Origin of the sequence: Sphingomonas sp. S-NIH.Pt15_0812 (assembly GCF_003951315.1) — a bacterium.
Lineage (GTDB): Bacteria > Pseudomonadota > Alphaproteobacteria > Sphingomonadales > Sphingomonadaceae > Sphingomonas.
The window spans coordinates 1-12,067 of record NZ_QLJH01000055.1 but is presented as its reverse complement, the minus strand read 5'-3'; the positions used below and the strand labels follow the sequence as shown (position 1 = coordinate 12,067).

Below are 12,067 nucleotides of genomic sequence, written 5' to 3'. Positions count from 1 at the left end.
TCCCGCCCTCCTGCTCGCGCAGTACCGCGATGATCTGCTCCTCGCTGAACCTACTCTTCTTCACGTCCGTCTCCTCACGAAGGCGGACTCTAGCTCAAATTGGCGGAGTTTCAGGGGAGCACGTCAATTGATATGCCGGCCTTCCGGCAAACCTCCTCGATGGTTGTTCCATCCTCGGCCTGCTTGAGGATGAACGCTATCTGCTGCTCGCTGAACCTCGACTTCTTCATCGGCGGATTCCCTCGTCTGGCACCTGCCAAACCTAACCGGGAATTTCCCACAAAGAATGGACCAATCCGGAGGACTCGGGTCAGTTCATTTGGTTGCGGTCTTTGCCGCGCCAGCAGCATATCCGACCGGCGTCAGCCAGCCAAGCGATGTGTGAGGACGGCTCTCGTTAGAGTCGCGTTGCCAAGCCTCGATCTTGGCTCTGGCGTCTTTCAGCTATAGGAACTAGTGCGTGTTCAGGCATTCGCTCCGCAGGAATCCGTTGAAGGACTCCACTAAGGGCGTAGTCCATTGGTTTGCTCGGTCGGCTGGACTCCTGAGCCAGACGGGATCATCGTCAATACGATCTTCAAAATGCCAAAAATAAACGTATAGATAAAAACTCATGAGGTGCTTCAAAATTTATTGTAAGCTTTCTATGCTCTGTAAATCTGTAGCAAAAAATGTAAGCTGAAACAGCGGGATGTTATCTTCACCTTTGACAACCATAATTAACTCACGGCGTTGGATCCAGACGTCCTCCGCGTGTTCAGCGATTAATGCTCCCGCAAACTTTACAGCCTCGTTACGAGCTTTTACTTGATTTTCAAAAATAATACCATGACTGTCTATATTTAAAATTTTGTCGTTAAGGTCAAAATAATATTTGGGCATTTATAAATCCTTTATAGAGAGTGCATGACGTATATTTCGATATATTTTATATGCTTTATTATTGATAGATATGCGTAAACCTATTTTTATCTTTGCTTTGGGGTTTTACCAAATCGCTGTTTATATCTACGAGAAAAATCGCTCATATGAACAAACCCCCAGCGGCGGGCCACTTCTCCTACACTATCTGTGTTGTTTTTGCTAAGATCTTCCATAGCTCTGTCTAATCTCCTCATAATAAGAAACTGAATAGGACTTAGCCCTATCTTCTTTTTAAAAGATGATTGAAGCGTACGAACACTTACGCCAACATAACTAGCTATATCGTCTAACGATATCGCCAATGAAATACGATCTTCTATAAATTCTACAGCACTTTTTATTTGTCTATCACTAGCATCTTCGTGTTTAGGAACTATAGTAAAACCAGCTTTAGGCCATGATCCAATTATTTGATATATTAAAACTTCATGAAGCAACGGAATTATCAGGTCTCCCGGATCAAGTTGCCTTGCTACCTTCATCCCCAGCGTCCAAATTGTTTGCCGTAATGCTAATATACCTGCATCTTCAACTTTTATATAGGCTTGAAAATTGGGTAACGTGCTAGCATCTTGTTTAAACAAAGCTTGCCAAGCTTTGCCCATGTCACTGCGCCTAACCGTCGCTGACGTGGCAGAAAATCCCGGCGACGCTTGCTCAATTTCCATTTCGGCAAAAACGCTATATAGAGCGTGGTTGGACCCAGCCACTACTTCCTTTCCATTTTGGTTGGAACGAAGCATCGTACCTTGATCGATGAAGCGGATAGAGATTAGATCATCCAAAACTTTCGGCTTGCTGATAAACCCAGATTTTGTACTCGTAGTCCAAATGCTGAGTGACGTGCTTTGCGTTCCCTGGAATGCAACGTGAAACTGGTCGCCCGAGATTCTTCCTAAGTGGACTGCAACGCCTCCACTTTCATTGAGCCTATTGAGCTGGCGATTTCCGACAACGGAATAACGCATGATTGGCTGAGGCCGCCAAACAGCGGGCTTGCATGCCAGCAAACTTAGTGAATCCGACATAGATTGCTTACCAAAATAGCTATGGCGCACCTAATACGCAGTTCAACCAAATACGCAAGGTTAATCAATATCAAATTCAAGTTGCAAGGTATTAAAAAAACGAAAAAAATTCTTATTTTCAGTACCAATCGGGCAAATTTTATAATTAAAGCGCATTATTCTGAATAAATTGTCAGACATCAGTTTTGTAAATATAAATTTAATGCCTCAGCAGCGTCCCTATATTTAATTGCTCTATGTAAGTAAGTATCAATTACCCAAATCGTTATATTGTACTCTTTGAATTCGGTGCTAAGCTCTTAGGTGTTTAGTTCCGGCATCTGGTGAATCGGATTGACGATGAACCGGTCTGGCTCCGACGTCCAGATTTTGGTGATGCATTCGTAGGGTGTAAGGCCGTTGAGCGTCTCGAGCCGGCAGGCAAAGTTGTAGGCTGCCATGAAGTTGGCGAGGTGTGTCCGCAGTTGGTCATGGCTGTCGTAGTGGAAGCGTCTAACGGTCGCCTCCTTGATGGTCCGGTTCATCCGCTCGACCTCTGCCTTCGCCGGGGCAGGCTCTGACCATTGATTCATGGGTGGTTCGGTTTGGTGAGCCGGTGTTCGATGTCGTTGGCCTCGCAGATCATGTCGAAACGCATCCGGCGCGACCGGGCGGCGTTGCGGTTGCGTGGCTGGTCGGCGAACTGAATGCGGTTATCGGTCAAGATCATGTGGATGCGATAGGGAACGGCTTTCAGCAGGTGTTCGAGGAACTCCCACGCCGTCCGGCGATCAGCCTTGTTGACCAGCTACGTGACCACCAACTTGGCGGGTAGCGGTTGATGCCGACGAACAAGTAAAGCTTGCCTTCGGCAGTCTGCTACCCAAGGCTATACCGATGTGAAAGAAGCCGATCGGGTAGCGCTTGAAGCGCTGACGCTTCGGTTTGTCGCCCTCGATGTCCGGCAGGCGGGAGATGCCGTGCCATTGTAAGCACCGATGCAGTGCTGACCGGGTGAGATGCGGAAGCGACGGCTGCAAGGCATAGAGGCAGTCCCCCGCCTTCGCGAGCGCAGGCTAGCGGCAGCAGCGTGTGGCGCCGGAACGCCACAACCATCGCCCCCTCGGCCTCGGACAGAGTGGTGGAATGAGGGGCCTTCCGCCCGGTCTTCAGGTCGTCGACCGTCGCCCGTTTCCGCCACTTCGCCACCGTCTTCGGGTTGATCGCCAGCTCACGGCTCAGCATCGCGAGCGAAGCTTTGCGATCGCTGTATTGCTGCTCGGACGGCGTACGTGGTCGTGGCGAGTGATCGCACGCGATCACTCGTGACGTACCTGTCCCATACGGCCTCCTTCCATTCGAACGAAAGCATCGCACCATCAAACCGCGGGACTAAACACCTAGGAGCCTGGATGCGACCGCAACGTTGTAGCCGTTCCAATCTGCTGTTCGGAAAGTCGCAATGAAGCTCAATATGATCCTGCCAGTCATCGCCATTTCGGTCGGCGCAATGACCCCCACGGTCGCACAAGCACAAGCACAAGGCAGCCAGGCAGCACGTGCCGAGAACACCCGGGCGACAAATACGCTCAAGGCGCGCGTTTCGCTTGCACAGGATCGCATCGCGGCGGGACAGCGCAGCGGGAATGTGGCCCGGACCCGGGCGGGAAAGCTCAACAACGAGGTCTCGCAAGTGCGGGAAAACATGACTCGCCTGAGCCGCAGGCAGGGTTTCGTAAGTGCCGCCGAATTGGCCTCGTACAATCGTACGCTCGATGCAATCGACACCGAACTCGATCGCCGTGGAGTCGAGCGGAGCTATGGCAATGACGCGCTTCCCAGCGCCGAGATGATCGCCTTCCGGAAGGTCGATGCCCGGCTGCGCTATCGTGAAGCCCGTCTCGAATACGACGCCAAGGAGTGCGCAATGTATCAAGGCAAGGCACCCAATGGCCAAGTCCGGCGTGAACGGCTGCTGTCGGAGGCAGGTCGTCCCTTCTGCACCGGTCGCTAATCTCGTATCCGGCCGGCCCCTTGCTGATGATGGGCCGGCCGTTACCACGGCATTGAAGATTGCGCTGACCGTCCTGATTCCCGCCAATCCGCGTTTCGAAGCGCCGCCCACGTTATGAACCGGCTATCCTAATGCGACCGGCTCGCCCCTCTCGATCACCGGTTATTGGGGCGGAGGGGGAATGGGCCGATCCAACTTCTCTTAACTGGTACAATGATCTTTAAGCTTTGAATTGTCAATCGGCTAATGGTATCTGATGCAGAGAAGATGGCGGAAAACGCAAAGTTATTGGTTAATTTATTCGTGAGTGGAGCGGCAATTTTGATTGGCACAGCAATGACGGCGGAAAATCCGCCAACGAAAATCAACAGGCAGCAGGAGAAAGGTCTTTATGACACGATACGGCCCTTACTGACCAACGATGCCGCAACTTACCCGCAGGGTCAGTCGCTAATCTCGGATCAGAACGTAGAGGTGAAACTCACCGGGTGGTGGCTCGTAAACCACCTCCATCATGTTTGATAGAGGGGCAATCGTCAAAATTCTGCGGCAATGGACGCGGGAAACTGTTGGTCCCTCCACTACATCTGCCACTATTACATGCTTCTAATAGTAGCACGGTCGGCCCGCTCTTCCTTACCATCCATCCCAATGGGGACGCCCCGGCCGTTTCACGAGGCGCTTCTTGTAGGAAGGTACTGGCAAGGCCCTTTGGCGTTAAGCCCTGCCGCGCGGTGCGCCTCTAGTGCGGCCTCGTCGTCGTAGATCTTGACCAGCGTGTAGGCATCAGCCGACGCCTTCGACCGGAATAAGGCGTAGAGCCGATTGCCCGGCTCTTTTGCGCGCACCGCAACGGCCTGTACCGCGAAGGCGCGCTCGAACGCGTCGCCGCTGCCGGGTGTGATCGTGAGGTCGACCGTCATTCCGATCATCGGCTGCCTCGTTGCCTGGCGGGGAAGATAGTACCCGGCGCCCCGGAAAGTGGGAGGGGGCGCCAGGCACGGGCCGCAGTGGCTTCAGGTCTGCGCCACGAAGTCCTGCGTGGTGAGGGCGTTGGCATAAAATGGGGCGATCTCGGCGAGGAAATCCTCCTGCTGCTTGCGCGTGTAGCCGGCCGATGCATCCCAGAGGACGTTGGTGTGGTAGCCGAGGTCATGTGCATTGCGCATCGAGGATTCGACGCACTGCCGCAGCGAGAAGCCGGCCAGATAGATATCGAAGATGCCGTTGTTGCGCAGATAGCCGTCGAGCGTGGTGCCGACGAAGACGCTGCTGCCCCCGGCGCGTTCACGCACGACATGCTCACCCTCGGCGGGCTCGAACCCGGGGAAGAAGTCGGCCTGCTCGCCCAGGAACGAGCCATAATCGCGCATCATCTTGCGCAGACCGTACTTGCTCTCACCCAGAACCTTGTAGGTCGACTCGAACTTGAGCGAGGCGTGGATGACGTGCATGCCGCGGGCGCGCGCTTGGCCCAGGGCGATCTTTGAGTTGGCGATCGCGGTGTCGACCTGCTCGCGGTCCTGGAACTGCGGGTAGATGCCGCCGGTCGGCGACAGCCAGTCGTTGACGTACTCGATCAGGATCAGCGCGCTATTGGATGGTTTGGTCATCGTATTCACTCCTGGAATATAGGCGGTTCAGGCGGCGATCAGCGCGCCGTGCTGGCGCAGGTGGTCGCGGAATCGTTCGGCATAGTCGGCGACGACGGCGTCTTTGACGCTCGGCCGGTCGGCGAGCGCGGCGCGCCAGGCGTTGACGCGCGGCAGGCCGTCGAAGATCGTTTTCGCCACGGCGGGATCGATGATGCCGAAGTACCGGAACATCGGCGCGAACACCGCGTCGACCATGCAGAAGTCGGCACCGGCAAAGTACGGCCCCTCGCCAAGCTCGGCCTCCAGCTTGCGCAGCTTTTCGCGGAAGGCGGTGCGGCGGTGGTCGGCGGTCGCGGTGTCGACGGCGTGGAGGAAGAACCAGCCCTCGGTCTGGGTCTGGGTGGCAAACTCGATCCACGCCCGGTGCCGCGCGCGGGCGAGCGCGTCGTCCGGGTACATCGGCGCGCCGGCTTGCGTCTCGTTCAGATACTCGGCGATGACGACGCTCTCGAACAGGACGGCGTCGCGGCCGTCGCTCTGGCGCACCTTCAGCACCGGCACCTTGCCGGTGGGCGACAGCGCCAGGAACCAGTCGGGCTTGGCCGACAGATCGACGTTGATGCGTTTGCAGGGTACGCCCTTTTCGAGCAGCAGGATCGCGGCGCGCTGGACGAACGGGCACAGCGGATGGCTGATGAGGGTGAGATCGGTCATGCGTGTTCTCCCGGGATCAGAGCGACTGGCCGCCCGACACGTCGAACGTCGTGCCGTTTGCCCAGTGGAGATCGTCGGACAGGATCGCGGCGACAGCCCCGCCGATGTCGTCGGCCTGCCCAACGCGGCCCAGTGCGATGGTGCCGGCGACGTGAGCGTTGACGTGCTTGTCGTCGCGCACCCCGCCGCCGCCGAAGTCGGTGGCGATAGCGCCCGGCGCGATCGCATTGACCCGTATCCGGCGCGCGCCCAGCTCGACGGCCATGAAACGGGTCAGTGTTTCGAGCCCCGCCTTGGCCGCGGCATAAAGTCCGAAACCAGCCATCGTGGTGCGCGTGAAAGCGGTCGAGACGTTCAAGATGCGCCCGCCGTCATTCAGGAGCGGGAGCAGCGCCTGCGTCAGGAACAGCGGGCCGCGCAGGTGCATATCGATCATCTGATCGAACTGGGCCTCGGTAGCGTCGGCGACGGGAGCATGAACACCCTCGCCGGCATTGTTGACCAGATGGTCGAAGCCCTCGGCGTCGTAGGTAGTCTTCAGCGTCTCAGTGGCCGATGCAGCGAAGGCGGGGAAGCTCGTGGTATCGCTGACGTCGAGCTTCAGCATCGCCGCCTTGCCGCCCGCCGCCTCGATCTCGGCTACCAGGGTTTCGGCCTCGGCAGTGCTGTTAAGGTAGGTCCCGATTACGCCGACGCCGCGATGGGCCAGGTGCAGCGCCATGCTGCGACCCAGGCCGCGGCTCGCGCCAGTGATGATTGCGATCTTTTGCGTCATGATAGGGCCTTCCTTTGATGATCGTGGAGGAAGCACCGTTCCGGCGTCGTCTCCGATGCCAGCGAGATAAGCCGCGCCTCAGGTCGCCGCGCCTTCGATGCTCCCAAATCCTTGCCCGATCGTCTCAAGCTCTTGGCAGGCGGGACGCGCGCAGGCATATCCTCGGCATGACCGGGCAGCTTCAGCCGCACATCGACATCGCCCTCCGTCACGGCCGCGAGGGCTCTCACCCGACCGCCATTCCCCGATTAGAGATCGGCGTCGGTCAGGCGACCGAAGGCACGTCGCCCTGCCTCTACCGCTCGATGATTTGCTTCATCCTACAGGGGGCCAAGGACGTGGCCATCCACGACAACCTTCTGCGCTACGACACGGCGCAGTATCTCATCAGCGCGCTCGACCTGCCACTTAGCGGGCAGATCCACGATGACGAGGACGGCCGCCCCTATGTTGCGGTGTCGCTGACGCTCGACCCTGCGTTGCTGGCGGATATCGCCGCGACGATGCCCGCGATCCGCGATACCGACACGCCCGGTAGCGGGATCACGCTCAACCCGATGACCCAGACGCTACGCGACACGCTGCTACGCCTGCTGACTTTGCTCGACGCGCCCGATGACATTCCAGCACTGGCTCCGATGGCCGAGCGCGAATTACTCTATCGTCTCCTGCAAGGGCCACAAAGTCGGCTGCTGCGCCACATCGCCCAACCCGAGGGTGCGCTTGGCCGCATCCGCCGCGCGGTGGAGTGGATCCGCGACCACCGCGACACCCGCCTCAGGATCGAGGCATTGTGCGACACCGCCGGTATGAGCCGGGCGAGCCTCCACCGCCACTTCGTAGCGCTGACAGGTCTCAGTCCGATCCAGTATCAGAAACAGTTGCGGCTTCAGGAAGCGCGCCAGTTGCTGCTCGCCGGTGACCGCAGTGCCTCCGATGTCGCCTTTGCTGTTGGTTATGAAAGCGCCTCGCAGTTCAGCCGCGAGTATCTGCGCCAGTTCGGGGCGCCTCCGATGCGAGATATGCGACAGCTCCGGCACTCGATCGGCAATTTGGCGATCAACTAGGCCGATCGCTTCTCAGATTTCAATTCCCTCTTTGATTCCTAAAAAACCACCGTTGTAGGTCACTCGCCAGCGGTGATCTGCAATGCGCCTACACGTAACCGTCCGGTGAGCCGCGTGTTGTCGGGTGGGACGTAGCCGGCGAAGCCGAGACCTGTGTTGGTCTCCTTCTGGAGTCCAGAAGGAGGTCAGGAGATGGGGCGGATGGAGGTCATCACCCGAACGGAGCGCAGGCGGACGTACAGCGAGGCGGAGAAGGCGGCGGTGGTCGCCGAGGCGTCGGCGCCAGGCGTGACGGTGCGCGAGGTGTCCCGACGGCTCGGCATTGCCGAGAGCCTCATCTACAACTGGCGGTCGGCGCATCGGAAGGCGGCAAACATCGCCAGCGAGCCGTTGCAGTTCATCCCCTATGGCGTGGTGGTGGACACCGACCATGCCAAGCCCGGCACGGCGCTAACGCCAGCAACGCCGGCACCGGCATCGCCCAAGCCGTCGCCACCTGCCGCACCGGTGGAAGACCTGATCCGCCCTCATCCGGGAAGCCGTCCGGGCGGCATCGACATCGATCTGCCGGCTGGCGTGCGGGTGTCGGTCGACAGCTACGTCAATGAGAAGGCGCTCGCCCGCGTGCTGAGGGCGTTGGGGCATGCGTCGTGATAGCGCTGGCGCCGGGCACCAAGGTGTATCTCGCCTGCAAGCCGGTGAGCATGCAGAAGGGCTTCGACGGATTGACCGCGCTCGCTAGTCAGGTGCTCGCCGCCGATCCGTATTCCGGACACCTGTTCGTATTTCGGGGCAAGCGCGGCGACTATCTGAAGGCGCTCTACTGGGACGGCTCGGGCATGTGCCTGTTCGCCAAGCGGCTGGAAAAGGGTCGGTTCGTGTGGCCGCCACTGGTCGACGGCGGCATCGTGCTCAGCCCCGCGCAGCTGGCGCTGCTCATCGCGGGTATCGACTGGCGACGCACCGTAGCGCCGGCCCCGGTGACCGCGCCGACTCTCATCTAAACGGCGCTTTTCCGTCCTTTTCGCTTGGCCTGAGTCGGTCCGGTGATAGGATGGGTCATGTCGCTGGCGATGGTCGATCTCCCCTCCGACCCGGACGAGCTGCGCGCCTTCGCACAGGCGTTGCAGGACCGCTTAGCGACCGTCGAGCAAGCCCGCGTTGCCACGGCTGCCGAGCTGGCCAGCACTTCGGCCGAGCTTCGCGCGGCCAAGGCGACCATCCAGCTGACTGCGCTGGAGATCGAGAAGCTCAAGGTCCAGCTGGCGCGGCTACGGCGGATGCAGTTTGGCCAGTCGTCCGAGCGACTCACCCGCGAGATCGAGCAGCTGGAGCTGCGGCTCGAAGAGCTGGAGACGGTCGAGGCCGAGGCGACCAGCGCGTCCGCTGACGCAGGCATCGCACCGCCCGTCCGCGAGAAGCGCAAGTCGAAGCGCCTGCCGCTACCCGACCACCTGCCGCGACATGAGGTGGTCCACGCCGCTCCGCATGCTGACGGCTGCGGCGCATGTGGCGGGACCATGTCGGCACTGGGCGAGGACGTGACCGAGGTGCTGGAGTATGTGCCCGGCCGCTTCCAGGTTGTCCGGCATGTCCGCCCCAAGCTCGCCTGTCAGCGCTGCGACGCCATCTCCCAGGCACCCGCACCGGCGCTGCCCATCCCGCGCGGCAAGGCAGGTCCCGGCCTGCTCGCGCACGTGCTGGTGTCGAAGTACGCCGACCACCTCCCGCTCTACCGGCAGGCAGAGATCTACGCTCGCGAGGGTGTCGACCTCGACCGCTCCACCATGGCCGACTGGGTCGGCCAGGTCAGCTGGCTGCTCCAGCCGCTGGTTGAGCACATCCGTGCTCACGTGTTCGCGGCCAACAAGATCCACACCGACGACACGCCAGTTCCGGTACTGGCGCCGGGCACTGGCAAAACCAAGACCGGCAGGCTCTGGGTTTATGCCCGCGACGACCGGGGCTGGCAGGGCATAGGCCCGCCAGCAGCGGCCTACTTCTACACGCCCGACCGCAAGGGCGAGCGACCGCGCGCGCACCTCACCGGGTTCAGCGGCTTCCTGCAGGCAGACGGCTATACGGGCTACGACCAGCTGTACGACGTACGCCGTCAACCCGGTCCCATCGTCGAGGTGGCATGCTGGGCACATGTCAGGCGCAAGATCTACGACGTGTGGAAGGCGACAGGCTCCACTACGGCGCGCACCGGCGTCAGCATGATCGACCTCATGTACGAGGCGGAGGAGCTAGGGCGCAGGCTGCCGTTGGCGGACCGGCTCAACCGACGGCAGGTTGTCAGGGTGAGCGTGGACGGCTTCTTCAACTGGGCCGAGGACACCATGCGCCGCATCTCGGGCAAGGGCGCGCTGGCGGACGCCATCCGCTATGCCGTCAAGCGCCGCGCGGCACTGACCCGCTTCTGCGACGACGCGCGGCTCGAGGCGGACAACAACCGCGCCGAGAATTGCCTCCGCCCCGTTGCACTCGGCCGCAAGAACTACCTCTTCGCCGGCTCGGACAAGGGCGGTGAGCGGGCAGCGGCGATTTACACACTCATCCAGACCGCCCGGCTCAACTTCGTCGACCCTGAAGCTTGGCTGCGCGACGTGCTCACCCGCATCGCCGATGGGCACCCGATAAACCGCATTGGCGAACTGACGCCTTGGCGCTTCGCACCATAGCCGCCGGTGCCGGGCCGGTCGGCTGGGTTCCGTACTTTCCGCTTTTCAATCGAGTTGGCTCATCAGCAACCTTGATGTTGCAAGCGGTTTGCTCTGATGTCTGGGGGACCATGGCACGGCTTATCGATCTGATTCCTGGGTTGCGGCTCTTTATCGAGAAGCTGGATCGCGGGCGGGCGATTGATCCTGAGTTCGCCATTCACTACTTGAGAGGCGAGCATGACATCGACGGGAAACCCATCCCGCGATCGCCGTACACCGTTGCACGTCTCAAGCTGGCGAAGCTCCAGACCCGGAAAATGGGCCACCTCGGCGGCTTTGCCAGTGAGCCCACTTCCTCTTGGCTGGGTGGACAACCTGCGGAGTGCGACAACTCCCTATGGCCTACCCACCAAGGAGAACGGCTCACCTTCGTCGCGCAGATCGCGCTTCATGACCTTGAGGGCCGGGATGACATCGAATGGTTGCCGTCATCGGGACACCTCCTCTTCTTCGTCGGCCGGAACGAGTGGGGAGGGTTCGATCAGATGCTAGGTCGCGTGGTCTACGTCCCATGCAGCGCGCGAACCGCTGGCTTGGCTAGCGAAAAGCAGGTGCGTCAGTGGATACACTTTGAACGCCTGGCAACCTACGAGGCTCTCCAATCCGAAGACGACGCGGGACAAGCTGATGACAATCGCGAATTCGAGAGTTGGTATTGGGACATCAGTCCGAGCTACTCTAAGGGGGCAGCGTGGCAAGTGGGCGGTTGGCCGCAACCACTGCAAACAGGCGACATGCGACGCGAGTGCGAGCGCCGGTACCGTTGTCTGGCGTGGGACGACTATGATGCGATGAATGCGCCTGACTTCATGCGGGAGCTGGAGTCTTGGCATCTGATCGGCCAGTTCGGTCTCGACGCGGCGGTCGAGAAGCCAGACGGCTTCATGCGTGGCTTTTACTGGATAAAAATGGTGAATGGCGAGGCGCTGTTCAACGATGCAGTTCTTATTGGTCAATCCGACTGAAGATAACTCAGCCTACCAATGCGCGGACGGGTCAGGCCGGACGCTTACCCTACACCGCCTCGCAGGCGCACCTAACGCAGATACAAAAAATAGAGATTCAATCTTCTTTGGAGCTTCTGCGGTGCCGTTTGATAGGGTGCCGTTTGGTCTTCCTTTGACGTGCTCCCCTGAAACTCCGCCAATTTGAGCTAGAGTCCGCCTTCGTGAGGAGACGGACGTGAAGAAGAGTAGGTTCAGCGAGGAGCAGATCATCGCGGTACTGCGCGAGCAGGAGGGCGGG

At 59.6% G+C, this 12,067-nt stretch carries 13 protein-coding genes and 3 pseudogenes; 7 read left to right on the top strand and 9 right to left on the bottom strand.

Going from position 1 to position 12,067, the window contains the following annotated elements; translation table 11 throughout:
* Nucleotides 1–128: 128 nt before the first annotated feature.
* The 5 genes and pseudogenes from BRX43_RS19000 to BRX43_RS18980 all read right to left on the bottom strand — a co-directional run.
* Nucleotides 129–230, bottom strand: a pseudogene (locus BRX43_RS19000) (transposase); the annotation flags it as partial.
* Between the two features lie 85 nt (nucleotides 231–315).
* Nucleotides 316–504 (bottom strand): annotated as a pseudogene (locus tag BRX43_RS18995) (transposase); the annotation flags it as partial.
* 126 nt (nucleotides 505–630) lie between these two features.
* Nucleotides 631–882 (bottom strand): hypothetical protein, encoded by a 252-nt coding sequence (locus BRX43_RS18990; RefSeq protein ID WP_125996637.1) that lies wholly within the window; start codon nucleotides 880–882, stop codon nucleotides 631–633.
* An 86-nt stretch (nucleotides 883–968) separates the two neighbouring features.
* Nucleotides 969–1,667, bottom strand: coding sequence for an AraC family transcriptional regulator (locus BRX43_RS18985; protein WP_164523684.1), 699 nt, complete (start codon nucleotides 1,665–1,667; stop codon nucleotides 969–971).
* A 584-nt stretch (nucleotides 1,668–2,251) separates the two neighbouring features.
* Nucleotides 2,252–3,246 (bottom strand): annotated as a pseudogene (locus BRX43_RS18980) (IS481 family transposase).
* A 147-nt stretch (nucleotides 3,247–3,393) separates the two neighbouring features.
* On the opposite strand from BRX43_RS18980, the gene BRX43_RS18975 reads away from it, so the two are divergent.
* Together BRX43_RS18975 and BRX43_RS18970 are read left to right on the top strand one after the other, a co-directional pair.
* On the top strand, nucleotides 3,394–3,945 hold the full coding sequence (locus tag BRX43_RS18975; RefSeq protein WP_125996635.1) for a hypothetical protein: 552 nt from the start codon (nucleotides 3,394–3,396) through the stop codon (nucleotides 3,943–3,945).
* A gap of 267 nt (nucleotides 3,946–4,212) precedes the next feature.
* Nucleotides 4,213–4,467, top strand: a complete 255-nt coding sequence (locus BRX43_RS18970) for a hypothetical protein (RefSeq protein ID WP_125996634.1) — start codon at nucleotides 4,213–4,215, stop codon at nucleotides 4,465–4,467.
* A gap of 149 nt (nucleotides 4,468–4,616) precedes the next feature.
* Here the strand turns inward: BRX43_RS18970 and BRX43_RS18965 are convergent, their stop codons facing one another.
* The 4 genes from BRX43_RS18965 to BRX43_RS18950 form a co-directional block, all read right to left on the bottom strand.
* Complete coding sequence (locus BRX43_RS18965; protein WP_125996633.1) at nucleotides 4,617–4,877, bottom strand: putative quinol monooxygenase; 261 nt, start codon at nucleotides 4,875–4,877, stop codon at nucleotides 4,617–4,619.
* A gap of 84 nt (nucleotides 4,878–4,961) precedes the next feature.
* Nucleotides 4,962–5,558 (bottom strand): isochorismatase family cysteine hydrolase, encoded by a 597-nt coding sequence (locus BRX43_RS18960; RefSeq protein WP_125996632.1) that lies wholly within the window; start codon nucleotides 5,556–5,558, stop codon nucleotides 4,962–4,964.
* A gap of 27 nt (nucleotides 5,559–5,585) precedes the next feature.
* A complete protein-coding gene (locus tag BRX43_RS18955; protein ID WP_125996631.1) occupies nucleotides 5,586–6,254 on the bottom strand; it encodes a glutathione S-transferase family protein in 669 nt (222 codons plus the stop codon).
* A 16-nt stretch (nucleotides 6,255–6,270) separates the two neighbouring features.
* Entirely contained in the window at nucleotides 6,271–7,029 is a 759-nt protein-coding gene (locus BRX43_RS18950) for an SDR family oxidoreductase (RefSeq protein WP_125996630.1), read from the bottom strand.
* 167 nt (nucleotides 7,030–7,196) lie between these two features.
* Between BRX43_RS18950 and BRX43_RS18945 the strand changes: the two genes are divergently transcribed.
* From BRX43_RS18945 to BRX43_RS18925, 5 genes are all read left to right on the top strand, one after another.
* On the top strand, nucleotides 7,197–8,096 hold the full coding sequence (locus BRX43_RS18945) for an AraC family transcriptional regulator (RefSeq protein WP_125996629.1): 900 nt from the start codon (nucleotides 7,197–7,199) through the stop codon (nucleotides 8,094–8,096).
* A gap of 201 nt (nucleotides 8,097–8,297) precedes the next feature.
* Nucleotides 8,298–8,750 carry a transposase gene (locus BRX43_RS18940; RefSeq protein WP_241215078.1) on the top strand — a complete coding sequence of 151 codons (453 nt, stop codon included), beginning with the start codon at nucleotides 8,298–8,300 and terminating at the stop codon, nucleotides 8,748–8,750.
* Entirely contained in the window at nucleotides 8,747–9,100 is a 354-nt protein-coding gene (gene tnpB, locus BRX43_RS18935; RefSeq protein WP_125996627.1) for an IS66 family insertion sequence element accessory protein TnpB, read from the top strand. The genes BRX43_RS18940 and tnpB overlap by 4 nt, the downstream gene beginning before the upstream one ends.
* Before the next feature lie 69 nt (nucleotides 9,101–9,169).
* Nucleotides 9,170–10,780 carry an IS66 family transposase gene (locus tag BRX43_RS18930; protein WP_241215079.1) on the top strand — a complete coding sequence of 537 codons (1,611 nt, stop codon included), beginning with the start codon at nucleotides 9,170–9,172 and terminating at the stop codon, nucleotides 10,778–10,780.
* Entirely contained in the window at nucleotides 10,762–11,787 is a 1,026-nt protein-coding gene (locus tag BRX43_RS18925) for a DUF1963 domain-containing protein (protein WP_125996626.1), read from the top strand. The genes BRX43_RS18930 and BRX43_RS18925 overlap by 19 nt, the downstream gene beginning before the upstream one ends.
* The last annotated feature ends 280 nt before the right edge of the window (nucleotides 11,788–12,067 follow it).